Below are 25,354 nucleotides of genomic sequence, written 5' to 3' on the forward strand. Positions count from 1 at the left end.
GTCGCGTACCGGTGCGAACCGGTCGCGGCGGGAGGCCCGGTTCTTTCGGGTGGGGCATCGAAACTCACCGATTTGGAAGCGCTACCATTTATAGATAGGGGTAAATATTTCTTTCCCCGGGTTACCGGCACGACTGACCCAAGGAGCACCAGATGAAACGACGACAGCGCCTCGCGGCGATCGTCGCGGGAGCGGCGACCGCGGTCGCCGCCGCACTCAGCACCGGCTTCCTCCTCAGCCCCACCGCGGGCGCGCAGGAGGACGTCACCGCGCAAGCCCAGGCACTATGGACGAACCCGAACACCGGCGCAGCCCGGTGGGTCGCCCAGAACCCGAACGACTGGCGCGCGTCGATGATCCGCGACCGGATCGCCGAGACCCCCGCGGGCACCTGGTTCACCCAGTACAACCCCACCGGCGGCATCGCCGCGCAGGTCGCCGCCGTGGTCGACAGCGCGGCCGCGGCCGGCGCGGCCCCGACCATGGTCGTCTACGGCATCCCCAACCGCGACTGCGGTGGCCACTCCGGCGGCGGCGCGCCCGACCACCCGTCATACCGGCGCTGGGTCGACCAGATCGCGAACGAGATCGACGGGCCCGCGTACATCATCATCGAGCCCGACATCATCGCGCTCGACTGCCACAGCGCCGCCGAACGCGCCGAGATCAACGCCTCGCTCTCCTACGCGGCCCAGAAGCTCAACGCCGCCGACCCGGCCGCCAAGGTCTACCTCGACGCCGGCAACTCCGCCTGGCTCACCGCCGCCGAAGCAGGCAGGCGCCTCCAGGCCGCCGGCATCCAGTACGCGGACGGCTTCGCCCTCAACGTCTCCAACTACCGCACCACCGACGAGGCCACCGCGTACGCGCAGCAGATCCGCGGCATCGTCGGCACGAACAAGGGCGCCGTCATCGACACCAGCCGCAACGGCAACGGCCCGCTGAACCCGCCCAACCCGAACGACTGGTGCGACCCGCCGGGCCGCGCCATCGGCAAGTTCCCGACCACCTCCACCGGCGTCACCGGCATCGACGCCTACCTGTGGATCAAGCTCCCCGGTGAAGCCGACGGCTGCGCCGGATCGGCCGGCCAGTTCATCCCCGACCTGGCCTACCAGCTCGCCAACAACGCCGGCAGCGGCTGGCCCGGCCAGGTCGAGCCGACCGACCCGGTCACCAGCCCGACCTCGACCCCGACGAGCAACCCCACCACGGGCGGACCGGGCACCTGCACCGTCCACATCGACGTCGTCAGCACCTGGAACGGCGGCTGGCAGGGCAAGGTCTCCATGACCACCGCCCAAGCCGTCAACGGCTGGACGGTGAAGTGGACCTGGCCCTCCGGCCAGGCGGTCACGAGCAGCTGGAACACGCAGCTGACCTCGTCCGGCGCCAACGTCACCGCCAAGGACGTCGGCTGGAACGCCTCCGTCTCGGCAGGCCAGACGAAGGAGCTCTTCGGCTTCGTCGCCTCCGGCTCGGCCGCCGACATGGACGTCCCATGCTGACCTGACACCACGACAGGCGCCTCGGCCGATGTGAGGACCACTCCCCGGTCCTCACATCGGCCCCGGTGTCCGGCCTGCGTCGCGGTTCCGCGACCTACACTGTCCGTGTGGCACAGTTCCGAACGGCGCAGGCCGACACCGTCATCGCCCCGTCCCTGCTGGCGGCGGACTTCGCCCGCCTCGCCGAAGCGGCCGACGCGGTAGAGGGGGCCGTCGACTGGCTCCATGTGGACGTCATGGACAACCACTTCGTCCCCAACCTCACCCTCGGCCCGCCGATCGTCAAGTCGCTCAAGGCCGCCACGGACATCCCGCTCGACTGCCACCTCATGATCGAGAACCCCGACCGCTGGGCCCCCGGGTACGCCGAGCTCGGCGCCTACAACGTCACCTTCCACGCCGAGGCCGCCGAGGACCCCGTCCGCCTCGCCAAGGACCTGCACGCCGCCGGCTCCAAGGCCGGGCTCGCGATCGACCGCGACACGCCCGTGGAGGACTACCTCGACATCCTCCCGGCCTTCGACACGCTCCTCATCATGACGATCAAGGCCGGCTTCGGCGGCCAGGCGTTCATGCCCGAGCTGCTCGCCAAGGTCCGCACCGCCCGCGCACACGCCGACTCCGGCCACCTTGAGCTGCGCATCGAGGTCGACGGCGGCATCGCCGACGACACCATCGCCGCCGCCGCGGAAGCCGGAGCCGACGCGTTCGTCGCCGGCACCGCGATCTACGGCGCGGCCGACCCCGCCGAAGCGGCCCGGCGCCTGCGCGCCCGCGCCGACGCGGCGCGATCATCCGGATGACACGCCATGCTCCCGCTCGCCACCCACCCCCGCCCCGCAGCGAGTAGACGCTGTGGCTAACACCCCTGAACTCGTCCTCATCAGCGACGCCGACCCCGAGATCGCCGAATTCCTCGCCGCGCGGCTGCGGGCCGACGGCTTCGACACCGCCCTCGCCCGCGACGGCTACCAGGCGCTCGCCGGCATCGCGCTGCGCCGCCCCGGCATCGTCCTGCTCGAAGCCGACCTCCCGTTCATCGACGGCCTCGCCCTCACCCGCCAGCTCCGCGCCGACCCGGCCACCGCGAGCCTGCCGATCATCCTCCTCGGCGCCCAGCCCTCCTCGGCCGACAAGATCGCCGGGCTCAAGGCCGGCGCCGACGACTACATCGCCAAGCCCTTCGACCCCGCCGAGGTCTCCGCCCGCATCGACTCGGCCATCCGCCGCCACCGCGAGGTCCGCGAGTCCTCCCCGCTCACCGGCATGCCCGGCAACGACCGGATCCTCCGCGAACTCCAGTCCTGGATCAAACGCGGCGACCCGTTCGCCCTGTGCTACATCGACATCGACCAGTTCAAAGCGGTCAACGACGTGTACGGGTTCGTGCGCGGCGACGAGTTCATCCGCGCTCTCGCCGAATGCGTCTACGCCGCCGCAGGCGACGCCGGCGCCGCCCCGGTCTTCCTCGGCCACGTCGGCGGCGACGACTTCACCATCCTGTGCCTGCCCGAGCACGCCGAAGCCGTCACCGGCTTCCTCAACGACCACTTCGCCCGCCGCGTCAGGGCCCTGTGCGAACCGCGCGACGTCGAACGCGGCTACATCGAGCACGCCGACCGCACCTCCCGCCGCCTCACCCGCTCCCGCCTGCCCACCCTCTCCACCGGCGTCGCCCTCTCCACCGTGCGCCGCTTCGCCGACGCCTACGAGGCCGTCGCGGAGGCCACCACCCTCAAGAGCGTCGCCAAGTCCCACCCCGGCAACTACGTGGCCTTCCCCGAGGGCCGCGCGCCCGGCCGCACCAGCCGCCGTCCCGTCTTCTGGACGAACGACCGGTGACGACGCCCCGGATCAGTAGGGTGCGTCACAGAGGGGATCGCGGCGGAATAATGCCGTGGCACAATTCCTTGTAGCAAACGCGCGTCAGCGGGGTCGGTGCAATTCCGAGCCGGCGGTGAGCGGCGACAGCCGCGAGTCCGCGACCCGTCCGCATCCAGCGGACGGTTGACCTGGTGAGAATCCAGGACCGACGGTCAAAGTCCGGATGGGAGCAGACGCAACGCGGGAGGCCACTGGTGGCCCCTGCGAGCCATTCCCTTGCCCCCGCCTGCGTACCGAAGATTCGAGTCGCAAGGTAGGGAGATCCACACCGTGTTCACCGGAATCGTCGAAGAACTCGGCGAAGTCGTCAAGGCCAGTGAAGCGTTCCTGGCCGTCCGCGGGCCCATCGTCACCTCCGACGCCGCCCTCGGCGACTCCATCAGCGTCAACGGCGTCTGCCTCACCGTCGTCAGCGTCGAAGGCGACGTCTTCACCGCCGACGTCATGGAGGAGACCTACCGCCGCTCGGTCATCGGCAAGCTCCAAGTCGGCGATCCCGTCAACCTCGAACGCGCCGCCACCCTCACCACCCGACTCGGCGGGCACCTCGTGCAGGGCCACGTCGACGGCGTCGCCGAGATCGTCAAGCGCACGCCCGCCGCCGAATGGGAGGAAGTCACCTTCCGCCTTCCCGAAGGCCTCGCCAAGTACGTGGTCGAGAAGGGCTCCATCACCATCGACGGCACCTCCCTCACCGTCGCCCACATCGAAGGCGACGAATTCACCGTCGGCCTCATCCCCACCACGCTCGACGCGACCACCCTGGGCCGCAAGCAGGTCGGCGACCCGGTCCACATCGAGACCGACGTCGTCGCCAAGCACGTCGAAAAACTCCTCCAGTCAGCCGGGAGCCTGTCATGAACGAGATCCACCTGGACTCCGTCGAGGACGCCATCGCCGCGATCGCGGCGGGCAAGCCCGTCATCGTCGCCGACGACACCGACCGCGAGAACGAAGGCGACATCGTCTTCGCCGCCGAGGACGCGACGACCGAGCTCCTGGCGTTCACCGTGCGCTACACCGGCGGCTACATCTGCGTCGCGATGCCCTCGGACACCGCCGACCGGCTCGACCTGCCCCCGGCGCACCACACCAACCAGGACTACAAGGGCACCGCGTTCGCCGTCTCCGTGGACGCCCGCAAGGGCGTGACCACCGGCATCTCGGCCGCCGACCGCGCCCAGACCATCCGGGTCCTCAGCGACCCCGGGACCCTGGCGACCGACCTCAACCGGCCCGGCCACGTCGTCCCGCTGCGTGCCAAGGACGGCGGCGTCCTCGTCCGCCGCGGCCACACCGAGGCCTCCGTCGACCTCGCCCGCCTCGCCGGCAAGCAGCCGGTCGCCGCCATCTCCGAGATGGTCAACGACGACGGCTCGATGATGCGCCTGCCCGAGCTGCGCGCCTTCGCCGACCAGCACGGTCTCGTCCTCATCACCGTCGCCGACCTCGCCGAGTGGCGCCAGCGCAACGAGGTCCACGTCAAGCGCCTCGCCGAAGCCCGCCTCCCGCTCGAGTCCGGCCAGTTCACCGCCATCGGCTACCGCGCCGTCTTCGACGGCAACGAGCACGTCGCCCTCGTCAAGGGCGACATCGGCGACGGCGAAGACGTGCTCGTGCGCGTCCACTCCGAATGCCTGACCGGCGACGCCTTCGGCTCCCTGCGCTGCGACTGCGGCCCCCAGCTGCAGGCCGCGCTCCGCGCCGTCGAGGCCGAAGGCCGCGGCGTCGTCCTCTACATGCGCGGCCACGAGGGGCGCGGCATCGGCCTGGTCCACAAACTCCAGGCCTACCAGCTCCAGGACCAGGGCCGCGACACCGTCGACGCGAACCTCGAACTGGGGCTGCCCGCCGACGCCCGCGACTGGGCCATCGGCGCGCAGATCCTCGAGGACCTCGGCGTCAAGTCGATGCGCCTGCTCACCAACAACCCGGAGAAGCGCGCCGGCATCGAAGGCCACGGCCTCGAGGTCATCGACCGGGTCGCCCTGCCGACCTACGCCACGCCCGACAACCTCGCCTACCTGACGACCAAGCGCGACCGCATGGGCCACCTGCTCAGCGACCTGCCCGCGCCCGTCCTCGCCACCAAGGGAGCCGCATAACCATGGCCGGACACGGAGCACCCGAGCTCAACGTCCCCGACGCCGCCGGGCTCACCCTCGGCGTCGTCGCCACGGACTGGAACACCGAGATCGTCGGCCAGTTGCTCAAGCGCGCCCTCGACGCGGCCGCCGACGCGAAGGTCGCCGACGTCAAGGTCCTGCACGTGGCCGGGGCCGTCGAGCTCCCGATCGCGGCGCAGGCCCTCGCCCGCCGGTACGACGCCGTGGTCGCCCTCGGCACCGTCATCCGTGGCGGCACCGCGCACTTCGACTACGTGTGCAAGTCCGTCACCGAAGGGCTGACCCGGGTCGCGCTCGACGAGTCGACCCCCGTCGCCCACGGCGTGCTCACCGTCGACAACCAGGAGCAGGCCCTCGCCCGCGCCGGCTACCCCGACTCCACCGAGGACAAGGGCTACGAGGCGGTCGTCGCCGCCCTCGGCGCCGCGCTGGCGATCCGCTCGCTGGACTAGGAACGCGAACGCGCGCGGGCCCTGCCGGATCGGCAGGGCCCGCACGCGTATCGGCAGCTTCTCGTCACTGCGGTGACAACCCGATCTGCCGCATGAACTCCGATTCGTCGAAGTACAGGTGGTGCTCGGTGATCTTGCCGTCCTTGACGGTGGCGATGTCGCAGCTCCGCAGCCTCACCTTCTTGCCGGTGGCCGGGATCGTCTCGCCCGTGGGCATCTTCATGTCACCGGTGTTGGTGCCTACGAAGTACCCCTCGTCGACGGCCCTTCCGTCGGATTCGAGCTTCATGATCCGTTCGTAGGCGCTGTCCGGGAACGCGTCGATGAACTGGTGCCAGTACTCGGCGATGTTCTCGTGGCCCGTGACGGTTCCGGCGTCGGGCGTCACCACCACCGCGTCGTCGCTGTACAGCTCGACGGCGGCCTCGACGTCGTGTTGCCCGACGGCCGCTTCGGTCATCCGGTCCAATACCTCTCTGGCTTGTCCCATGGCCCTCACCTCCTCGAACCCGATTATTCTTCGTTACCGGCGAGTCGGGCCTCCTTTGCGCAAAGCCGCCGCCTAGCTGTAGTGCTGGAATTCCGGCCAGAGCGCGTCCCACGCCTGGACCGGGCCGCGGCAGACGGCGATCGGCCGCCCCTGCTCCTCGTTCTCGACGCCCACGCCGTTGTCGAGGTATCCGGCCTGCTCGCATGAGTCGAAGTGGGGGAGCAGCGCCGCGAGGTCCATGCCGACGGTGACCACCGTGTCCGTTTCCGCCGGAGGCGGGCCGTACGCGTGGAGGGCGTTGTGGCCGCTGTAGACCGGCGGCAGCCCTTCCCCGTACCGCACGAGCGCCCCGGCCTCGCCGTAGTTCGACGTCAGGATCGCTGCGCGAGCCCCGTCCGCGGCGGGCAGCGCGTCGACCACGGCCTCCACCTGATCGGTGTACGCCCGCCACCCGACGCCGTCGGGAACCGAGCTGTTCATCGCCGGGACCGGCGTCGCGCCGACGACCCCGACCGGGAGCAGCGGCAGCGCGACGAGCGCCGAGACCGCGCTGTTGAGCCCCACGCCGATCACCAGCGTCAGGCGGCGGCTCCGCGTCGCCGCCCAGTTCGCGACCGGGACGCATCCGACCGCGTACAACGCGACGACCAGGCCCATCGGGTAGTAGAACTGGCCGCCGCTCGCCAGCGTGAGCGCCAGCAGGATCGGATACGCGACCGCGAGCGCCCGCACGGGCCGCCACTCCGGCCGCCGCAGGAGCGCGACGATCCCGGCGATCCAGACCGGCACGAGGAACAGCCCCAGCAGCAGGAATTGGAAGGGCAGCAGGAGGATGCGGTTCTCGGTCCCGTCCGTCTCGTTGATGGCCGAGGCCATCTCGAGCTGCGGCCAGCCGTGCGCCGCCTGGTAGACCAGGTTCGGCGAGCCGATGACGAGCGCCAAGGCCGCGCCCGCCCACAGCCATTTCGAGGCCAGCGCCTGCCGAGGGCCGACGGCGAGCAGCGCGAGGCCGAGGCTGAGGAGCAGCAGCACGACCAGGTGCTTGTTGTACAGGCCGATCCCGGCCACCGCGCCGACCGCGAGCCACCACCGCTCGCCGCGCAGGAGCGCCCGCACCGCGAACAGCAGCGCCGCCGTCCACACCAGCAGGTCGACCGCGTTCGTCGTGAGCTGGTGCCCGAACGCGAGCGCGACCCCGGCGAACGACAGGCCCCAAGCGCAGAGGGCCTGCGCGGCCCTGCCGCCGCCGAGTTCGCGCGTCAGCAGCGCGCTGATCCACAGGAGCCCGACCATGCACAGGATCGACGGGAACCTCAAGGCCCACAGGGAATCCCCGAGCACCGCGATGGCGGCCCTCCCGAGCAGCGGCGTGAGCGGCGGCTGGTCCACGTACCCCCATGCGGGCTCGAGCATCCGGAAGTACAGCTCGTCGCGGTGGTAGTCGTAGCGCCCGTTGAGCGCGGCGAGCACGGCCGCGAGCACTGCGGAGGCGGCAGTGAGATGGGCGCGGTACAGAGGAGGGGGCTGCATGGGCGGGCCTTCGCGTTCGGGGGTCGCCCCGATCCTGCCGCAGTGGACGGACGGGCGCAACCCGCCCGCCCGTCCCGGAACGGCCCGGACACGATGAATTCAAGGCCCGGGCCTCGTCCCTACCGGTATCCACTACCGGAGGAGACGCCATGCCCGAACCGCAGACCATGGACTGCACGTTCACCGCGCCCATCGAGAAGGACGGCGCGTTCGCGACCTTCCTGACCGTGCCCGGCTCGGCCGAACTGCTCGGCACCCGCAGGGCCGTGAGGGTGACCGGGACGATGGACGGCCACGACTTCGCCGCGACGCTCATGCCCTCCGGCTCGGGTCCGCACTGGCTCCCGGTGCGGGCCGCGCTGTGCAAGGCCATCGGCAAGAGCGCGGCGGGCGAGGCGGTGACCGTCCACTTGACTCAGCGGCTCACTTAGCGTCGATCCGCGCGAAGTACGCGTCGACCAACGGCTTGCCGATCCCGGTCATCCACTGCTCGAACGTGAGCAGGCCGGGGTGGATCTCGCGCAGCGCCTCGATGTCGACGGGCAGGGGGTGCGCGTTGAGGATGCCCAGCATCTTCGCGGTGGACGGGCTGTCCGCGGCCACCTGGTCGACCGTGATGCCGATGTAGGGCACCTCGCGTCCGACGACGCGGCCGATGAGCGCGGCCTTCTCAGTCTGGCCGAGGTTGTCGCCGGCCAGCTCGTACACCTGCCCCCGGTGCCGTTCCGGGTCGGCGAAGGCGATCGCGGCGAAGGCGGCGATGTCGTCGGCGGCGACGTGCGGCTCGAGCGTGTCGGCGTTGAGCATCGAGACCAGCGCGCCGTCCTGCAGCTCGCGGAAGGAGTCGAAGGTGTTCTCCATGAACGAGCTCGGGCGAAGGATCGTGTGCGGCACCCCGCTGGCGCCGATCGCGCGCTCGGCTTCGGCCTTGCGCTGCAGCATGTCCATCACGGCTTCGAGGGGGCCGCCGACGCCGATCGAGGACGAGTGCACGAGGTGCGCGACGCCCGCGGCCTTCGCGGCGGCGGCGATGTTCGCGGCGCTGCGGCGCTCGTGGTCGAGGTCGTGGCCGTAGGGGCCGCCCTCGTAGGCTCCGGCGTGCACGCTGAAGACGCCGAAGGCGCCCGCCGCGGCGGCGTCGAGCGAGGCCCGGTCGTCGAGGTCGCCTGCGACGACTTCGGCCCCGGCCTCTTCGAGCGTCTTGGCCTTCGCGCCACCGGGGTCGCGGGTGAGGGCTCGCACGTGCCAGCCGTCGGCGAGCAGGCGGGCGGCGACGGCCCCGCCCTGGCGGCCGGTCGCGCCGGTCACGAGGACGGTCTTCTCGGATGCGGGCATGGGTGTTCCTTTCGCTCACGGGGCGCGCCGACTACTATCGGGAGCGGCGACCCGGTTTCTGAAACGGAACACTACACCCGTTTAAGCGAGTCCACGAGAGGGGGACCCATGCCCGCCACCGCCCAACGCGCCGAACGCGCCGACTCCCAGCGCAACCGCCAGAACGTCCTCGAGACGGCCGACCGGCTCTTCGCCGAACGCGGCGCCGCGGTGTCCCTCAACGAGATCGCCGTCGCCGCCGGCGTCGGCGCGGGCACCGTCTACCGGCACTTCCCGACCAAGGACGCGCTCCTCGCCACCGTCCTCGACCAGCGGCTCGGCCAGCTGGGGGAGTACGGCGAGCGGGCACTGGCCATGCCCGACCCCGAAACGGCCTTCTTCTCCTACCTGCGGTTCATCACTGAGCAGGCCCTCGCGAACAGGGCGATCTGCGAGGCCCTGGTCGCACGCGGCGACTGGCAGGAGCCCTCCAAGGCGATCGGCCGCTGCGTGCTCGACACCCCGCTCTCGCTCCTGCTCGCGCGGGCGCAGCGGGCGGGCGTCGTCAGGGTCGACCTCGACGTCGAGGACGTGCGCGCCCTGCTCACCGGCTGCACGGCCAGGATCGACGATCCCGCACGCGCCCAACGGCTTCTGGAAGTCCTCTGGGACGGCTTCCGCGCGCAACGAAACCCTGAGATCCGTAACGAAACTCCGGCGGTTACCGAACTTCGTAACGAAACGAAACGGAACTGTCCGGTCTGCGGCGGCCCGCTTCCCGAGACCGCCACCGGTCGCCCCGCGAAGTACTGTTCGGCGGCCTGCCGCCAGAAGGCGTTCCGCGAGAAGCGCAGGACTACGTAGTCACAGGTCGGTCTCAAGCCCTTCCCCTTTGGCAACCGCTCGCCTAGGATCGGTCCCGCATCTGCCGAGACCACTGGAGGAGGCCGCCTTGGCCCGCAGGTTCGCCACTCACGAACGGCGCGAGGTCGCCGCGCTCGACGGCATCTGGGACTTCACGTTCCTGGGCGAGGTCGACCCCGACGCCGTCGAGGTCGACCGGATCGAGTTCGACGCGTTGATGGCCGTACCGGGCTGCTTCGACGCCACCCCCGTCTACGCTGGCGAACGCGGCCTGGCCGCCTACCGCATCCGCACCGGCGTCGCGGCCGGGCGCCAACGCCTCGTCTTCGACGGCGTGCAGCACTGGTGCCGCGTCTTCTGGAACGGCGAACTCGTCCGCGAGCACGCCGGCGGCTTCTCGCGCTTCACCGCCGAGTCCGAGGCCGACGCGGGCACCGCCGAGATCGTCGTCCTCGTCGACAACCGGTTCGACGAGCGCTCCCCGCTCCACATGGAGCACTTCGACTGGTACGCGTACGGCGGCATCTCGCGCAGCGTCGAGCTGCACCGGCTCGGCCCGGTCCGCGTCGAGGGCCTGCGGATCGCCACCGCCTCGACCGCCGACCGGCGCGTCAGCGTCCGGATCGACTACACCGCCGACGCCCCGGCCTCGGTACCGCTCGAGATCGAGTGCGACGGCCGTGCCGTCCTCGCCGAGACGGTCGCGCTCGACACCACCGGCACCCTCGAACGTGTCCTCGAACTCCCTTGGGCCGCACCGTGGTCGCCTGAAGAGCCCAACCTGAGCACCGTGAGCGTGAGCCTCGGCGAGGACGACCTGCGCGAGCGCTTCGGCCTCCGCGAAGTCCGCACCGAGGCCGGGCGGATCACGCTCAACGGCGAGCCCGTCACCCTCCTGGGCGTCAACCGCCACGAGGCCCATCCGCAGTTCGGCCACACCCAGCCCGAAGCCCTGCTCGTCAACGACGTGCAGCAGCTCAAGGACCTCGGCTGCAACTTCGTGCGCGGCAGCCACTACCCGCTCGACCCGCTGTTCCTCGACCTGTGCGACGAGGCCGGCGTCCTCGTGTGGTGCGAGTCGATCGGCTGGCAGTACCCGGTCGAGCACCTCACCGACCCCGCGTTCATCGACGCGCAGCTCGAGCACATCGGAGAGATGGTCGCCGCCTCGCAGAACCACCCCTCGATCATCCTGTGGGGCATCCTGAACGAGTGCCCGAGCTGGTCCGACGAAGGCCACCCGGTGTACGCGCGGCTGCTGGGCCGCCTGCGCGAGCTCGACCCCGACCGGCTGGTCACCTACGCGAGCATCAACGCCCACGACGACAAGTGCTTCGACCTGGTCGACGTAGTCGGCGCGAACGCCTACCCCGGCTGGTACTACGGCGACCTGCCCGACATCCCGGGCGAGCTCGACCGCATCAGCGCGCACGTGGACGCCCTCGGGTTCGCCGACAAGCCGCTCGTCATCTCCGAGATCGGCGCGGGGGCGGTGCCCGGTTGGAACGACTCGCACGGCTCGCTGTGGACCGAGGACTACCAGGCCCGCCACCTGGACACGGTGGTGGGGCACCTGCTCGGCGGCCAGGACCGCATCTCGGGGCTGGCGATCTGGGTGCTCGGCGACTTCAAGACCACCGAGCTGCGGCGCATGGCGCTCACCCGCCCGCGCGGCGTGAACGACAAGGGCCTCATCGACGAGTACCGCCGGCCCAAGCAGGCCTACCGGGTCGTGCAGGGGCACTTCCGGGGCAGGCTCGACCGCAAGGCCTGACCCGGCGGGGGCTCAGCTCAGCGGTCGGTGACCCGGTGCAGGACTTCGCGTCCGCGCTCGGGCAGCTCGGAGGCCGCTGAGAGGAGCGCGTCGCGCGCGTCCTCGAGCGCCGAGACGGCCCGGCGGTAGCCGCGGGCGGACTTGCGGCGGTCGTAGGCGATCTTGGCGCCGATGACGGCGGCGGCGACCAGCACCACGCCGACCCCGGCGAGCGCGAGTCCGCGGCGGACGTTGCGCGGGGCGGGCCAGAGGTCGTCGTCAGAGGCGTAGGACTCGTCGAGCGCTTCGACGGGGACGGCCTCGTTCTCGAGGTCGGACAGGCGCAGCGCGTCCGTCTCGCCCGCCGCTTCGGTCTCGTTCGGCTTCTCGTGCTTCGACTTCATGGTCGCGCCTCCCTCGGTCGGTCATTGGGAGTTTACCCAGGACGGCAAGGAAATAGGCGTCTTGCACCGCAGATTCGCGGGGCAAGACGCCTTCGGGCTCAGGCTAGGTCCAGAGCGAGTAGCTGTTCATCCGGAAGTCGCGCCCGCCCGAGGACGAGGTGATCTCCCAGCCGAGCTGGATCTGGTCGATGCGGACGTTCGGCATCCGGCCCTGGTTGACCAGCCACTGGCAGATCGGGGTGATGTTCACGGTGCCGCTGGTGAACTGGCTCGTCGCCATGAAGCTGTAGACGGGGTTGGCGCCGTTGTGGCCCTGGTGGTAGTTCCAGTTGCGGCCGCCGAGGTTGACGTTGGTGACGTAGCCGCCGATGGGGCCGACGTTGGACGTCCACTGCGTCCAGATCATGATCTCGTGGGCGTGCCCGTTGCCCCACACGTCGTAGGTCGTGTTGTACGCCAGGCCCGAACCGGAGCCGGGCACGGTCGCGTTGAAGGAGCTGCCGACGTTCCCCATGTTGGAGACGGTGCGCCCCAGCGTGTAGGAGACGTTCGGGTACGACTTGATGCCGCCGGTGTTCGGGTGGTTGGCCCACACGCCCCAGTTGCTGTACGAGTTCGCCCAGATCGACTGCGGGCCGTAGCCGTTGCCCCAGACGTTGTTGTAGAGGGTGTAGGCGCCGTTCTGCCAGCTGCCCCACCGGTCGGAGGAGCTCCAGGTGGCGGCCTGGGCGGGGGACTGGAGGGCGCCGACGGCGCCGGCGGTGGCGAGGGGAGCGGCCAGCGCGGCCGAAAGGAGCGATCTGCGTCGCATGGGGGCACGCCTTTCTTGAGGTCATGGTGTCAGCCGTCGACATCGGCCAGACGTTGACGAATGTCGATTCGTTAATTAGAGCATGTGCCCCAATTAATGTCTAGTTCCGATACGCCCGTTATCGGCGGTGTTCACTCGATCGGGTGGTCGCGGTGGGGCAAAGGTTGCGAAACCGTGCGAATGGCGACGCCTGCGGCTGCGAGCCCGGTCTCACCGTCCCGGCCAGCGGTAAGCCCGGGCGGTTCGCGGTCGCCCCGGTCAGGCCCGCCACGTAGAATTCCGGCCGTGAAGACCTTCGAGCAGCTCTACGCCGAACTCGCCGACAAAGCCGCCACCCGACCCGAGGGATCGGGCACCGTCGCCCAGCTCGACGCCGGCGTCCATGCCATCGGCAAGAAGATCGTCGAAGAGGCGGCCGAGGTCTGGATGGCCGCCGAATACGAGTCGGACGAGGCCGCGGCCGAGGAGATCTCCCAGCTCCTCTACCACCTCCAGGTGATGATGGTCGCCCGCGGCATCAGCCTCGACGACGTGTACCGGTACCTCTAACCAGCTTCCGAAAGGCCCATCCGCATGCTCCGCATCGCCGTGCCCAACAAGGGATCGCTCTCCCAGGGCGCCACCGACATGCTCACCGAGGCGGGTTACCGCCAGCGCGGCTCCAGCCGCGACCTCCAATCCCTCGACGCCGTCAACGACGTCGAGTTCTTCTACCTGCGCCCCAGCGACATCGCCACCTACGTCGCCTCCGGCGACCTCGACCTCGGCATCACCGGCCAGGACCTCGCCGTCAACTCCGGCGAGGAGGTCGAAGAGGTCCTCGCGCTCGGCTTCGGCCGCTCCACGTTCCGCTACGCCGCCCGCCCGGGCACCGTCGACACCGTCGCCGGGCTCGACGGCAAGCGCATCGCGACCTCGTTCCCCGGGGTCGTGCGCACCGACCTCGAGAAGCACGGGGTCAAGGCCGAGATCGTCAAGCTCGCGGGCGCGGTCGAGAACGCCATCGCCCTCGGCGTCGCCGACGCCATCGCCGACGTGGTCGAGACCGGCACGACCCTCAAGCAGGCCGGGCTCGCCGTGTTCGGCGACCCGATCATGCGCTCCGAGGCCGTCTTGGTCCGCAAGGCCGGCAACGGCCAGGCCCCGGCCGTCGAGCAGCTGCTGCGCCGCCTGCGCGGCGTGCTCGTGGCCCGCTCGTACGTGATGCTCGCCTACGACGTGCGCGCCGAACTCCTCGAGGCCGCCGTCGAGCTGACGCCCGGCATCGAGTCGCCGACGGTCTCCCCGCTGCATCGGGAAGGGTGGGTCGCGGTCCAGTCGATGACCGAGCGCGCCGACCTGCACCGCGTCATGGACGCCCTCTACGAGATCGGCGCCCGCGGCATCCTGGCCTCGAACATCGACGCCTGCCGGCTCTAGTCAGAGCGCAGGCGCCTGCCGGCGCTGGTCCGCTACGACAGCCGCGGCGCTTCGAGCGCCGCGGCCGCATCGGCCCGCTTCCGCAGCTCGGCGGCCATCGCGACGGCTTCACGGACGTCGCGGTGCGCCGCCTTCGCCGTGTGCCCGACGCTCCCGGCCGTCATCGCGTGCACCGTCGCGAGCCCCTGCATCCGCTGGATCGGCCCCTGCACGACCCGCACCGACTGGATGCGCGCGTACGGCACGGCCACATGCGTGTTGACCCACCAGCCGTGCCGCGCCACGAACACCTTCTCGTCCAGGAGCGTGCCGGTCCGCTTCCACCGCAACGGCATCCGCCACCGCGCCCGGCGCGGCGGCCGTTCCACCTCGAACACCGACGGCAGCTCCGGCACCGCCTCGGCCGCGACGGCCGCGACTTCCGCGGGGGCGCCGACAGGCAGCGCAGTCGTCGACTTGAGGACGTTGATCTGCTGCGACACCGCCGCCGTCCACACCTCGACGCGTCGCCAGTCCTTGCGTCGCCACAGGATCGGCTCGTCGAAGCACACGGCCGTCACCCGGTCCACCGGCACCGTCTCGTGGCTCGTGTCCGTCAGGCCCCGCTCGATGAGCAGGTTCCCACCGTCGCGGGTGATCCGGAACCGGCTGTTGCGCAGGAACCGGTTGACGGTCGAGACCGTGCTCTGGAGGTAGCCGAACAGCGCCGGGGCGAAGACGCCGAACCACAGCGCCGTCGCCACCTTCGAGAAGCCGAAGATCGACCCGGTCACCGCGAACGCGGTCCCGAACACCAGCAGCGCCGTCAGCTGCACCGGCAGCGCCTCCAGCAGCGACGCCAGGGCGAGCTTGCGCACCGTCACCATCGGCGCCAGCGGCGCCGGTCCCTCCGGTACCTCCTCAGTGGACTCCTCAGTGGACTCGGTCCGCGGCGCGGCCCCGGGCCTTCCCGCGATCGAGAGCAGCTCCGAACGCAGCTCCAGGGCCCGGTCGTGCTTGAGGTATGCGAGCTTCGCGTCCGTCCCATCGCCTCCCGCGACCTCGATGTTCAACTGCGCCAATCTGAACAGCCGCGCCTGCAGCGGCCGCACCAGGTCCACCGACTGGAGCCGGTCGAGCGGCACCGTGCGGTGGCTGCGCGTGAACACACCCCCGTAGATGTGCAGCTCCCGGCCCCAGATCACGAAGCCCCGGTACTGGAGCGCGATCAGGCTCGCGATGCCGCCCACGACCGCCGCCGCCACCGCCGCGTACACCGCGAACAGGAAGTTCCGGGACGTGAACATCTGGACGCCCACCGCCGCCGCGACCGCCGTGAGGAACCGCACGCTCTCCAGCAGCGGCGTGAGCGGGTGCAGGCGCTGACGCTGCACGCCCTCGGGCGGCGCGCCCGGCGTGTACGGCGCGGGCCCGTACGGCTCGGGAGCCAGCGGGGGAGCGGGCTCGTCGTCGTGGACCGGTCCGGCCTCCGCGCTCACAGTCCCTCCCGGACCTCGGCGGCGCGCACGGCGAGCCGGTCGCGGAGCGCGGCGGCGATCTGCGGGTCGAGCCCGGGCACCTCGGTGGTCGAGGCCAGCGCCGCGGTGCGCACCTGCACCGTGGTGAGGCCGAACATCCGCTCGACCGGCCCGGCCGAGAGGTCGATGAGCTGGATGCGGCCGTAGGGGACGATGCTCAGCCGGCGCGTCAGCAGCCCGTGGCGCACCAGCAGGTCCTGGTCGCGTTCGGCGTACCCCCAGGTCCGGACCGTGCGCACCACGGTGAGCGCGCGCAGGCCCGCGAGCAGCACGTACCCGGCGATCGTCCACAGGAGGCCGTCCCAGCCGAGCCAGATCGTCAGCGGGACCGCGGCGATGACGGCCAGGACGAGGACGTTGAGGAGGCTCCGCAGCACCCAGACCGTGCGCAGCTTCGGCGACATGGGCTGCCAGGAGATCCCCTCCGGCCACAGGTCCCACACCGGGACGGCTCTCGCGTTCATCGCTCGATCATTCCACGCTCGGTCATGCCAACCTCTGAGTCTCGCAAGGGAATCCGCGCGCCGTGAGGAACTCGCGCAGCACCGGCTCGTGCTCGTCGCAAGCGGCCCAGCGCTTCACCCGGTCGCTGCCGTGGATGCGCGGATTGCGCCACAGCAGCATCCAGGTCGCCGTCTCGCGGCAGCCGCGCGACGAGCAGACGGGTCCTTCGGCCGGCGCTGCTGGATCTGAAGTCACAGCGCGATTGTCCGCCAAGTCCCGCCCCGGCGGCACTCGCGAGCCGTAAATGTGGACCGCCTCATCCGGTGCGGGGCCACACCGCCGTGTCGATGAACGCCTCCACGGCCTCGATCACGTCCGCCATCGCGTGCGCCGACTCCACGAGCGGCCGGCCGCGGATGAACATGCCGTGGTCGGCCCCGCGGATCTCGCAGACCTCGCCGGGCAGCTCGCGGGCGAGCGCGGTGTTCCACGCCGGGTCGGCGGTGCCGCCCACCAGCAGGTACGGGGCGGTCGAGCGGCGCAGGGCCTGCACGATCGGGTAGTGCTGGAGAAACGGCGTGAACCAGATCGCCGGCAGCCCGTGGTGCGCCGCGAGGATCGCGGCGGACGTGCCGAGCGACTTGCCGACCAGCAGCGGCGGGTCGTCGTTGTGGACCCGGTCGAGCACGGCCTCGGTCTGCTCGCACACGCCCTCGATCATGCCCTGCGGGTCGGCCGCGAGCTGGTCGACGCCCTTCCACACCAGCGGGTACGTATGGGCGCCACGGGACTGCAAGGCCACGTGGGTGTACATCAGCAGCGGCCCTTGAACGCTGTAGTTGCGTCCGGGGAGCAGCAGGGCCTGGCGGCGGCGGGGCATGAGGGAATTCTAGAGCCGCCGAGGCGGCCGCGCCTCCCACGCAAACCCGGTGTGCGCCGCGGCGCGGCGCGCGGTGCCGCATGGTCTTGCGGCATGGCCGGGAGGCTTGTTCCGGGCAGCAAAAGACCCGCGCGACCACGGGGGAAGTCGCGCGGGTTGGTGAAAGCATAGCGCTCCGACATTTCGCAGCAACGGATTGAATCCGCGCGGCGTGTCACGCTTCTGGGCAAATACCACGTCACCGTTTGCCGAGCCGAGGTCGTGGCAGTCTAGACCCCCTGCGCCACAAGGGGATCGGAGAGAACTGTCGGGTTCCCGACAAATCGCGGTGCGGCCGTGCTCAGCGCCGACTCGCAAGTTTCACGGCCGCGCTCAGCGCCGACTGGCAAGCTTCACAGCGTCGCCCAGTGCCGGGCTCGCAAGCTTCACCGGCCGCGCCGAACCGGTCCGCGCAGCCCCCTGCCATCCTCGAACGGGCGAATTAGTATCGACAGCACCAGACCGACCGCTCGTGAAGGAACCGACATGGGATCAGCCGACGCCGACCGTTCCGACCGCAAGTCCGGGTCCTCCACCCCGGCGGAGAACGCCGCCTTGCTCGAGAAGGCGCTGTTCGAGATCAAGAAGGTCATCGTCGGCCAGGACGCCCTCGTCGAGCGCATGTTCGCCGCGCTGCTGGCCCGGGGCCACTGCCTCATCGAAGGCGTGCCCGGCGTCGCCAAGACCCTCGCCGTAGAGACCATGGCCCGGGTCGTGGGTGCGGACTTCCAGCGCATCCAGTTCACGCCCGACCTGGTCCCGGCCGACATCGTCGGCACCCGCATCTACCGCCAGTCCTCGGAGTCCTTCGACGTCGAATGGGGCCCGGTCAACACCAACTTCGTCCTCGCCGACGAGATCAACCGCGCCCCCGCCAAAGTCCAGTCCGCGATGCTCGAGGTCATGGCCGAAGGCCGCATCTCCATCGGCGGCCAGACCCGCGTCCTGCCCAAGCCGTTCCTGGTCATGGCCACCCAGAACCCCATCGAGCAGGAAGGCGTCTACCCCCTCCCCGAGGCCCAGCGCGACCGCTTCCTCTTCAAGATCAACGTCGGCTACCCCACCGACGCCGAAGAACGCGAGATCGTCTTCCGCATGGGCGTCGACACGCCCGTGCCCGAACGCATCCTCGATACCGACGACCTCCTGCGCCTCCAGCAGGCCGCCGACGGCGTGTTCATCCACAACGCCCTGGTCGACTACGCCGTGCGCATCGTCATGGCCACCCGCAACCCCGCCCAGGCCGGACTCGGCGCCATCGCGCACCACATCCAGTACGGGGCCAGCCCCCGCGCCTCCCTCGGCCTCATCCGCGCCACCCGCGCCATCGCGCTCCTGCGCGGCCGCGACTACGCCCTGCCGCAGGACCTCGACGACATCGCCCCCGACGTCCTGCGCCACCGCCTCGTCCTCTCCTACGACGCCATGGCCGACGGCGTGGTCACCGACCAGCTCGTGGGCCAACTCCTCGCCGCCGTCCCCGCTCCGACGGTGAGCCCCCGCCAGGACGCCGCGCCGCGGCCCGAATCCCCGCCCCCCTACCAGCCCCAGCAGCCGGGCGCCTGGTGAGGACCGCGACACCCGTGGAACACGACCTGCGCGCCCTCGACCGCCTGCAGCTCAACGTCACCCGCCGCCTCGACGGGCTCCTGCACGGCGACTACCTAGGCCTGCTGCCCGGGCCCGGCTCCGAGCCCGGCGAGGCCCGCGAATACCGCGCCGGCGACGACGTGCGCCGCATGGACTGGCCCGTCACCGCCCGCACCACGGTGCCGCACGTGCGCACCACCATCGCCGACCGCGAACTCGAGACCTGGCTCGCCGTCGACCTCTCCCCGAGCCTCGACTTCGGCACCGTCGGCATGCTCAAGCGCGAACTCGCCGAAGGCGCCGTCGCCGCCTTCGCCTACCTCGCCGGACGCGGCGGCAACCGCATCGGCGCCGTCGTCACCGAAGGCGGCCCGGCCAGAGCAATCCCGCCGCGCCCCGGCCGCGGCGGCGCCCGCTCCCTCCTGCGCACCGTCACCACGCTCCCGCGCGGCCAAGGCGCCGGCGACCTGGCCGAACTCATCGACAAGACCCGCCGCCACGCCCGCCGCCGCGGCCTCGCCATCGTCATCTCCGACTTCTTGGAGGACGAAGGCCAGAGAGAACATGAGCGCAGTCCCGAAGGCGAAGCCCGCTGGGTGAGAGAACTCCGCCGCCTCGCCGTCCGCCAGCAGGTCCTCTGCGTCGAGATCCTTGACCCCGCCGAACTCGCCCTCCCCGATGTCGGCGTCCTCGACCTCATCGACCCCGAGACCGGCGCCACCGTCGAAGTCCAGACCGGCAACGCGCGCTTCCGCGCCCGCTACGCCGCGGCCGCCGCCGAGCAGCGCGACCGCATCGCCGCGGGCATCCGCGCCGGCGGCGCGGCCCACCTTCGCCTCTCGACCGGCTCCGACTGGCTGCGCGACATCGCCGCGTTCATCGCGCAGCGCCGCCACCTCGCCGCCTACCGCTAGCGCCGCCTACCGACCAAGGAGAAGTGTTGATCCGCCTGCTCGAACCGATGTGGCTTCTGGCGCTCATCGCCGTCGCCGCGCTCGCCGCGGTCTACGTCTGGGCCCAGTTCGCCCGCCAGCGGATCGCCGTCAGGTTCGCCAACGCCTCGCTCCTGGCGAAGCTCGTGCCGAAGGTCCCCGGCTGGCGCCGCCACCTCCCGGCCGGGCTCCTCGTCATCGCGCTGGCGGTGCTCGTGGGCGGCATGGCCCGCCCGGCCGTGGACGTCGACGAGCCGCAGGAGCGGGCCACGATCATCCTCGCCATCGACGTCTCACTGTCCATGATGTCCGAAGACGTGTCGCCGACCCGCATCGAGGCCGCGAAGGAGGCCGCCGCGGGGTTCGTCAGCGACCTGCCCGAGCAGTACAACGTCGGCCTCGTCTCCTTCGCCGGGTTCGCCTCGGTGAACGTGCCGCCCACCAAGGACCACGCCAGCGTCGCCTCCGCGATCCTCGGCCTCAACCTTGCCGAGGCCACCGCCACCGGCGAAGCGGTCTTCGCCTCCCTGCAGGCCGTGCAGCAGGTCCCCGCCGACGAGTCCGGGACGCTCCCGCCCGCGCGCATCCTGCTCATGTCCGACGGCTACCGCACGGCCGGGCGCACCGTCGAGGAGGCCACCGAGGCCGCCTCCGCCGCGAACATCCCCGTCTCCACCGTCGCCTTCGGCACCGACGAGGGCGTGATCGAGCTCGACCAGGAGCTCGTCTCAGTGCCCGTCGACCGCGACGCCCTCGCCGCGCTCGCCGACGGTTCCGGCGGGAACTTCTACGAGGCCGCCACCGCCGAGGAGCTGCGCTCGGTCTACGAGGACATGGAGTCCTCGCTCGCGCACCAGACCATCGCCCGCGACGTCTCCCAGTGGTTCATCGGGACCGCGATGATCCTGCTGTTCGCGGCCGCCGGACTCAGCCTCGCCTGGACCTCCCGCCTCACCTAGGGCCCGGCCCGACCTGAGGCCCGAACCACACGGCGCGTGAAGGCCCCTTCGCCGCGGAAGGGGCCCGTCGCTACGATCGTCGGTGGCTTCATACAAATAAACTTGAGGAGTTCGAACAATGGCGCGCACGGTCCTCGTCACCGGAGGCAATCGCGGGATCGGTCTCGCTATCGCCAAAGCCTTCGCGGCCCAGGGCGACAACGTCGCCGTCACCCACCGCGGCACCGGCGCCCCCGACGGCCTCTACGGCGTGCAGTGCGACATCACCGACACCGCCTCGGTCGACGCCGCGTTCACCGAGGTCGAGGACAAGTTCGGCCCCGTCGAGATCCTCGTCGCCAACGCCGGCATCACCGACGACACCCTCCTGCTCCGCATGAGCGACGAGCAGTTCGAGCGCGTGGTCGACACGAACCTCAAGGGCGCGTGGCGGGTCGCCAAGCGCGCCTCCTCGAAGATGCTGCGCGCCAAGTTCGGCCGGATGATCTTCATCTCCTCGGTCGTCGGCCTCTACGGCAACGCCGGGCAGACGAACTACGCCGCGTCCAAGGCCGGCCTGGTCGGCCTCAGCCGCTCCATCACCCGCGAACTCGGCTCGCGCAACATCACCGCGAACGTCGTCGCCCCCGGCTTCGTCCAGACCGACATGACCGACGCGCTCCCCGAGGCCCAGCGCAAGGCCTACCTCGACTCGATCCCCGCCAAGCGGTTCGCGACGGCCGAGGAGATCGCCGGGGCCGTCACCTGGCTCGCGGGCGACGACGCCGGCTATGTCAACGGCGCGGTCATCCCCGTCGACGGCGGCCTCGGCATGGGCCACTAGCCCCCTCGCGGGCCACAGTATTTGCAAGCACGAATAACGACGGAGGAACAGATGACTGGATTCTTGGACGGCAAGCGGCTGCTGATCACCGGGGTGATCACCGAGCAGTCCCTCGGCTTCGGCGTGGCCAAGTACGCGCAGGAGCAGGGCGCCGAAGTGGTCCTCACCGGATTCGGGCGCATGTCCCTGGTCGAGCGGATCGCCAAGAAGCTCCCCACGCCCGCCCCCGTCATCGAGCTCGACGCCACCGACCCCGAGCAGCTCGCCGGGCTCGAGGCGAAGGTCCGCGAGCACGTCGACGGCATCGACGGGGTCCTGCACGCCATCGCCTACGCCCCGCCGTCGGCACTCGGCGGGAACTTCCTCAACACCCCGTGGGAGGACGTCGCGACCGCGCTGCAGGTCTCGACCTTCTCCTACAAGGCCCTCGCCATGGCCTGCCTGCCGCTGATGGGGAACGGAGGCTCCATCGTCGGCCTCACCTTCGACGCCAGCCAGGCCTGGCCCGTCTACGACTGGATGGGCGTCGCCAAGGCCGGCCTCGAGTCCGCCAACCGCTACCTCGCGCGCGACCTGGGCCCGAAGGGCATCCGCGTCAACCTCGTCTCAGCGGGGCCGCAGCGAACCATGGCCGCCAAGTCCATCCCCGGCTTCGAGGCCTTCGAGGAGGCGTGGACCACCCGCGCCCCGCTGGGCTGGTCCCTCACGGACTCCGAGCCGGTCGCCAAGGCCTGCGCGGCGCTCCTGTCCGACCTGTTCCCGGCCACGAGCGGCGAGATCCTCCACGTCGACGGCGGCTTCCACGCCGTCGGGGTCGAGCGCACCGAGCAGTAGCGGAGCCGCCATGACCATGAATGGCTACGACGCCGTCCTGCTCGTCTCGTTCGGCGGCCCGGAGGGCCCCGGCGACGTGCTCCCGTTCCTTCGCAACGTCACCCGCGGTCGCGGCATCCCCGACGAGCGCCTCGCCGAGGTCGCCGAGCACTACTACCACTTCGGCGGCATCTCGCCGATCAACCAGTGGTGCCGCGAAGTCCTCGAGGCCCTGCGCCAGGAGTTCCGCGCGAGCGGGATCGACCTGCCGATCTACTGGGGCAACCGCAACTGGCCGCCGATGCTCGTCGACGCCGTCACGCAGATGACCGGCGACGGCGTCAAGCGCGCCCTCGCCCTGTGCACCAGCGCCTACGGCTCGTACTCCTCGTGCCGCCAGTACGTGGAGGACATCAACGCCGCGCGCGCCGCCGTCGGCGACACCGCGCCGGTGATCGACAAGATCCGCCACTTCTTCGACCACCCGGGCTTCGTCGGCGGCTTCGCCGCGCAGCTCGAGCAGAGCCTGGGGGAGATCGAGGACCGGTCGAAGACCCGCGTGGTCTTCACCGCGCACTCGATCCCCGACGTCATGGAGGAGTGCTCGGGCCCCGAGGGCGCCCGCTACTCCGACCAGGTCGCCGAGGCCGCCGCGCTCGTCGCGTCGCACGCCGGCTGGACCGGGCCGTTCGACGTGGTCTGGCAGTCCCGCTCCGGCCCGCCGTCGATGCCGTGGCTCGAGCCCGACATCAACGACCACCTCAAGGTCCTCGCCTCCGAAGGCGTCGACACCGTCGTGGTCAGCCCGGTCGGGTTCCTCTCCGACCACATCGAGGTGCTGTGGGACCTCGACAACGAGGCCAAGGACACCGCCGCCGAACTCGGCCTGCGCTACCTGCGGGCGGGCACGCCCGAAGTCGGCGCGGACATCGTCGGCATGTTCCGCGACCTCATCGCCGAACGCGTCCAGGGCGCGCCCCTGCAGCGCCTCGGCAAGCTCCCGGTCTGGGACCCGATGGTCGAGGGCTGCTGCCCCGCCCGCCGGCCCCCGGCCCCCGAGAAGCACCGCAGCCGCTAAGCGCGGATCGACCGGGCCCGCGTCCGCACGGACGCGGGCCCGGCCCGTAATCACCGCAGGTCGCTTCCGCATGACATGCTTGTGGTGTGGAACCCGTCTTCTATTGGATCATCGCCGCTGTGATCCTCGGCGCCATCGAGCTCTTCACCGGCACCCTGGTCCTCGCCATGGTCGGCGTCGGCGCCGTCCTCGCCGGCATCGGCGCCTCCCTCGGCGCCCCCTTCTGGCTCCAGGCCGTGCTCTTCGGCGCCGGCTCGGTCGTGTCCCTGTTCGGCCTGCGCCCCTTCCTGAAGCAGGCCCTCGAAAACGACTCCCGCGGCGACAGCACCCCCCGCGCCTTCGGCTCCCGCGCCATCGAGGGCGCCCAGGCCCGCGTCGTCAAGAAGGTCGACGCCGACGGCGGCCTCGTCGAGATCGAGGGCGCCAACTGGACCGCATTCCCCCTCGAGCCCGACCAGTCGCTGGAACCCGGGATGAGCGTGACAGTGGTAGAAATCAAGGGAGCCAGCGTCATCGTCTGGAAGCAGGGCTGACTGGTAGCCCCCGTATAGCCTTGCCGCACGAAGACCCGAAGCCAAGTGAAGAGCCCGCCGATCCCAGACACTGGAGGCTGAGAACAATATGGACGCCGTAGGCATACTGCTGCTGATAGTCGCGATCTTCTTCATCATCGTGCTGTTCCGCTCGATCAAGATCGTTCCCCAGCAGTGGAACTACATCATCGAACGCCTCGGCAAGTACCGCCGCACCCTGGAGCCCGGGCCCCGGCTCCTGGTGCCGTTCGTCGACAACGTCCGCGCCAAAGTGGACCTTCGCGAGCGCGTCGTCAACTTCCCGCCCCAGCCGGTGATCACCGCCGACAACCTCGGCGTGCAGATCGACACCGTCCTGTACTACATCATCACGCAGCCCACCGCGGCCGTGTACAACATCGACGACTACCTCGCCGGCGTCGAGCAGCTGACCACCACCACCCTCCGCAACGTCGTCGGCTCCATGGACCTGGAGAAGACCCTCACCAGCCGCGAGGAGATCAACGCCCGCCTCGCCGCCGAGCTCGACAAGGCCACCGACAAGTGGGGCCTCAAGGTCACCCGAGTCGAACTGCGCTCCATCGAGCCGCCGCTGAGCATCCGCGACGCCATGGAGAAGCAGATGCGCGCCGAGCGCGACCGCCGCGCCGCCATCCTCAACGCCGAGGGCACCAAGCGCTCCTCGATCCTCATGGCCGAGGGCGAGCAGCAGTCCGCGGTCCTGCGGGCCAAGGGCGAGCGCGACGCCGCCGTCCTGCGCGCCGACGGTGAGGCCAAGGCGATCCAGACGGTCTTCGCGGCCATCCACAACGCCAAGCCCACCGACCGGCTCCTGACCTACCAGTACCTCCAGACGCTGCCCACGATCGCCCAGGGCGACGCCAACAAGGTGTGGGTCATCCCCGCCGAGCTCACCAAGGCCCTCGGCGGCATCGGCAACGCCTTCGGCGGCGCAGACTCCTCCGGCCCCTCCCAGGAGGAGGAGGTCGAGGTCGACACCAGCGCCCTCGAACTCGACGACTCCGCCGCCCAGGCCCTCGAGGCGGCCCAGCAGGCCGCCCGCGAGGTCCAGGACCTCGGCGAAGGCAAGACCCGGGACGAGCTCCCGCCCGCGCCCGCCTAGCAGTACCCGACGCCCGGGGAGCCGCTCTCGAGAGCAGGCACCCCGGGCGTTCGCGCACCCGTAGGGCA

At 70.7% G+C, this 25,354-nt stretch carries 28 protein-coding genes and 1 riboswitch; of the genes, 19 read left to right on the plus strand and 9 right to left on the minus strand.

The features are described 5' to 3' along the window. The first annotated feature begins 152 nt into the window (after positions 1 to 152). The 6 genes from AB0K52_RS12135 to ribH all read left to right on the plus strand — a co-directional run bounded on the left by AB0K52_RS12135 (position 153) and on the right by ribH (position 5,970). On the plus strand, positions 153 to 1,508 hold the full coding sequence (locus AB0K52_RS12135; protein ID WP_363530104.1) for a glycoside hydrolase family 6 protein: 1,356 nt from the start codon (positions 153 to 155) through the stop codon (positions 1,506 to 1,508). A 107-nt stretch (positions 1,509 to 1,615) separates the two neighbouring features. Then, the gene (gene rpe, locus AB0K52_RS12140) at positions 1,616 to 2,311 is read left to right on the plus strand and encodes a ribulose-phosphate 3-epimerase (protein WP_363530106.1); all 696 of its coding nucleotides are present in this window, start codon (positions 1,616 to 1,618) and stop codon (positions 2,309 to 2,311) included. Between the two features lie 52 nt (positions 2,312 to 2,363). Further along, complete coding sequence (locus tag AB0K52_RS12145; RefSeq protein WP_363530109.1) at positions 2,364 to 3,350, plus strand: response regulator; 987 nt, start codon at positions 2,364 to 2,366, stop codon at positions 3,348 to 3,350. A 79-nt stretch (positions 3,351 to 3,429) separates the two neighbouring features. After that, positions 3,430 to 3,571, plus strand: a riboswitch (FMN riboswitch). Between the two features lie 91 nt (positions 3,572 to 3,662). Continuing rightward, the gene (locus AB0K52_RS12150; RefSeq protein WP_363530112.1) at positions 3,663 to 4,253 is read left to right on the plus strand and encodes a riboflavin synthase; all 591 of its coding nucleotides are present in this window, start codon (positions 3,663 to 3,665) and stop codon (positions 4,251 to 4,253) included. Further along, entirely contained in the window at positions 4,250 to 5,497 is a 1,248-nt protein-coding gene (locus AB0K52_RS12155) for a bifunctional 3,4-dihydroxy-2-butanone-4-phosphate synthase/GTP cyclohydrolase II (protein WP_363530115.1), read from the plus strand. Before AB0K52_RS12150 ends, AB0K52_RS12155 begins: the two co-directional genes overlap by 4 nt. 2 nt (positions 5,498 to 5,499) lie before the next feature. Next, complete coding sequence (ribH, locus tag AB0K52_RS12160) at positions 5,500 to 5,970, plus strand: 6,7-dimethyl-8-ribityllumazine synthase (RefSeq protein ID WP_363530118.1); 471 nt, start codon at positions 5,500 to 5,502, stop codon at positions 5,968 to 5,970. Between the two features lie 64 nt (positions 5,971 to 6,034). Here the strand turns inward: ribH and AB0K52_RS12165 are convergent, their stop codons facing one another. Both AB0K52_RS12165 and AB0K52_RS12170 read right to left on the minus strand, forming a co-directional pair. Further along, complete coding sequence (locus AB0K52_RS12165; RefSeq protein ID WP_363530121.1) at positions 6,035 to 6,460, minus strand: nuclear transport factor 2 family protein; 426 nt, start codon at positions 6,458 to 6,460, stop codon at positions 6,035 to 6,037. A gap of 72 nt (positions 6,461 to 6,532) precedes the next feature. Then, entirely contained in the window at positions 6,533 to 7,990 is a 1,458-nt protein-coding gene (locus AB0K52_RS12170; RefSeq protein WP_363530124.1) for a glycosyltransferase family 39 protein, read from the minus strand. Positions 7,991 to 8,139: 149 nt separating this feature from the next. Between AB0K52_RS12170 and AB0K52_RS12175 the strand changes: the two genes are divergently transcribed. After that, the gene (locus AB0K52_RS12175) at positions 8,140 to 8,421 is read left to right on the plus strand and encodes a DUF1905 domain-containing protein (RefSeq protein ID WP_363530126.1); all 282 of its coding nucleotides are present in this window, start codon (positions 8,140 to 8,142) and stop codon (positions 8,419 to 8,421) included. Here the strand turns inward: AB0K52_RS12175 and AB0K52_RS12180 are convergent. Further along, on the minus strand, positions 8,414 to 9,325 hold the full coding sequence (locus AB0K52_RS12180) for an NmrA family NAD(P)-binding protein (protein WP_363530129.1): 912 nt from the start codon (positions 9,323 to 9,325) through the stop codon (positions 8,414 to 8,416). The two genes, AB0K52_RS12175 and AB0K52_RS12180, sit on opposite strands and share 8 nt — an antisense overlap. Positions 9,326 to 9,433: 108 nt before the next feature. On the opposite strand from AB0K52_RS12180, the gene AB0K52_RS12185 reads away from it, so the two are divergent. Together AB0K52_RS12185 and AB0K52_RS12190 are read left to right on the plus strand one after the other, a co-directional pair. Next, positions 9,434 to 10,168: a TetR/AcrR family transcriptional regulator gene (locus AB0K52_RS12185; RefSeq protein WP_363530132.1), complete on the plus strand. Its 735-nt coding sequence runs from the start codon at positions 9,434 to 9,436 to the stop codon at positions 10,166 to 10,168. Positions 10,169 to 10,256: 88 nt separating this feature from the next. After that, a complete protein-coding gene (locus AB0K52_RS12190) occupies positions 10,257 to 11,942 on the plus strand; it encodes a glycoside hydrolase family 2 TIM barrel-domain containing protein (protein WP_363530134.1) in 1,686 nt (561 codons plus the stop codon). Positions 11,943 to 11,959: 17 nt separating this feature from the next. Here the strand turns inward: AB0K52_RS12190 and AB0K52_RS12195 are convergent, their stop codons facing one another. Together AB0K52_RS12195 and AB0K52_RS12200 are read right to left on the minus strand one after the other, a co-directional pair. Then, positions 11,960 to 12,325 carry a hypothetical protein gene (locus AB0K52_RS12195; protein ID WP_363530137.1) on the minus strand — a complete coding sequence of 122 codons (366 nt, stop codon included), beginning with the start codon at positions 12,323 to 12,325 and terminating at the stop codon, positions 11,960 to 11,962. Between the two features lie 103 nt (positions 12,326 to 12,428). Continuing rightward, the gene (locus tag AB0K52_RS12200) at positions 12,429 to 13,136 is read right to left on the minus strand and encodes a hypothetical protein (protein ID WP_363530140.1); all 708 of its coding nucleotides are present in this window, start codon (positions 13,134 to 13,136) and stop codon (positions 12,429 to 12,431) included. A 285-nt stretch (positions 13,137 to 13,421) separates the two neighbouring features. On the opposite strand from AB0K52_RS12200, the gene AB0K52_RS12205 reads away from it, so the two are divergent. Further along, positions 13,422 to 13,685, plus strand: a complete 264-nt coding sequence (locus tag AB0K52_RS12205) for a phosphoribosyl-ATP diphosphatase (RefSeq protein WP_270109719.1) — start codon at positions 13,422 to 13,424, stop codon at positions 13,683 to 13,685. Positions 13,686 to 13,709: 24 nt separating this feature from the next. After that, positions 13,710 to 14,555, plus strand: a complete 846-nt coding sequence (gene hisG / locus AB0K52_RS12210) for an ATP phosphoribosyltransferase (protein WP_363530143.1) — start codon at positions 13,710 to 13,712, stop codon at positions 14,553 to 14,555. Positions 14,556 to 14,587: 32 nt separating this feature from the next. On the opposite strand, the gene AB0K52_RS12215 is transcribed toward hisG, so the two are convergent. The 4 genes from AB0K52_RS12215 to AB0K52_RS12230 all read right to left on the minus strand — a co-directional run bounded on the left by AB0K52_RS12215 (position 14,588) and on the right by AB0K52_RS12230 (position 17,396). Continuing rightward, positions 14,588 to 16,033: a PH domain-containing protein gene (locus tag AB0K52_RS12215; protein ID WP_363530145.1), complete on the minus strand. Its 1,446-nt coding sequence runs from the start codon at positions 16,031 to 16,033 to the stop codon at positions 14,588 to 14,590. Beyond that, positions 16,030 to 16,536, minus strand: a complete 507-nt coding sequence (locus tag AB0K52_RS12220; RefSeq protein WP_363530148.1) for a PH domain-containing protein — start codon at positions 16,534 to 16,536, stop codon at positions 16,030 to 16,032. Before AB0K52_RS12220 ends, AB0K52_RS12215 begins: the two co-directional genes overlap by 4 nt. A gap of 22 nt (positions 16,537 to 16,558) precedes the next feature. Further along, entirely contained in the window at positions 16,559 to 16,771 is a 213-nt protein-coding gene (locus tag AB0K52_RS12225; protein WP_363530151.1) for a hypothetical protein, read from the minus strand. Between the two features lie 61 nt (positions 16,772 to 16,832). After that, the gene (locus AB0K52_RS12230; RefSeq protein WP_363530154.1) at positions 16,833 to 17,396 is read right to left on the minus strand and encodes an alpha/beta hydrolase; all 564 of its coding nucleotides are present in this window, start codon (positions 17,394 to 17,396) and stop codon (positions 16,833 to 16,835) included. A gap of 525 nt (positions 17,397 to 17,921) precedes the next feature. Between AB0K52_RS12230 and AB0K52_RS12235 the strand changes: the two genes are divergently transcribed. The 8 genes from AB0K52_RS12235 to AB0K52_RS12270 all read left to right on the plus strand — a co-directional run bounded on the left by AB0K52_RS12235 (position 17,922) and on the right by AB0K52_RS12270 (position 25,286). After that, positions 17,922 to 19,004, plus strand: coding sequence for a MoxR family ATPase (locus AB0K52_RS12235; RefSeq protein WP_363530157.1), 1,083 nt, complete (start codon positions 17,922 to 17,924; stop codon positions 19,002 to 19,004). A gap of 14 nt (positions 19,005 to 19,018) precedes the next feature. Then, on the plus strand, positions 19,019 to 19,939 hold the full coding sequence (locus AB0K52_RS12240; RefSeq protein WP_363530160.1) for a DUF58 domain-containing protein: 921 nt from the start codon (positions 19,019 to 19,021) through the stop codon (positions 19,937 to 19,939). A gap of 26 nt (positions 19,940 to 19,965) precedes the next feature. After that, the gene (locus tag AB0K52_RS12245; RefSeq protein WP_363530163.1) at positions 19,966 to 20,916 is read left to right on the plus strand and encodes a VWA domain-containing protein; all 951 of its coding nucleotides are present in this window, start codon (positions 19,966 to 19,968) and stop codon (positions 20,914 to 20,916) included. A gap of 118 nt (positions 20,917 to 21,034) precedes the next feature. Next, positions 21,035 to 21,739 (plus strand): beta-ketoacyl-ACP reductase, encoded by a 705-nt coding sequence (locus AB0K52_RS12250; protein ID WP_363530166.1) that lies wholly within the window; start codon positions 21,035 to 21,037, stop codon positions 21,737 to 21,739. Positions 21,740 to 21,790: 51 nt separating this feature from the next. Beyond that, positions 21,791 to 22,573 (plus strand): enoyl-ACP reductase FabI, encoded by a 783-nt coding sequence (fabI, locus tag AB0K52_RS12255; RefSeq protein ID WP_208496024.1) that lies wholly within the window; start codon positions 21,791 to 21,793, stop codon positions 22,571 to 22,573. Positions 22,574 to 22,589: 16 nt separating this feature from the next. Beyond that, positions 22,590 to 23,630, plus strand: a complete 1,041-nt coding sequence (locus tag AB0K52_RS12260; protein ID WP_363530571.1) for a ferrochelatase — start codon at positions 22,590 to 22,592, stop codon at positions 23,628 to 23,630. An 86-nt stretch (positions 23,631 to 23,716) separates the two neighbouring features. Further along, a complete protein-coding gene (locus AB0K52_RS12265; protein ID WP_363530170.1) occupies positions 23,717 to 24,163 on the plus strand; it encodes an NfeD family protein in 447 nt (148 codons plus the stop codon). Positions 24,164 to 24,251: 88 nt separating this feature from the next. Next, positions 24,252 to 25,286 (plus strand): SPFH domain-containing protein, encoded by a 1,035-nt coding sequence (locus AB0K52_RS12270; protein ID WP_363530173.1) that lies wholly within the window; start codon positions 24,252 to 24,254, stop codon positions 25,284 to 25,286. Positions 25,287 to 25,354: the final 68 nt, after the last annotated feature.

Origin of the sequence: Glycomyces sp. NPDC049804, assembly GCF_040674615.1 — a bacterium.
GTDB classification, from domain to species: Bacteria; Actinomycetota; Actinomycetes; order Mycobacteriales; family Micromonosporaceae; genus Glycomyces; species Glycomyces niveus.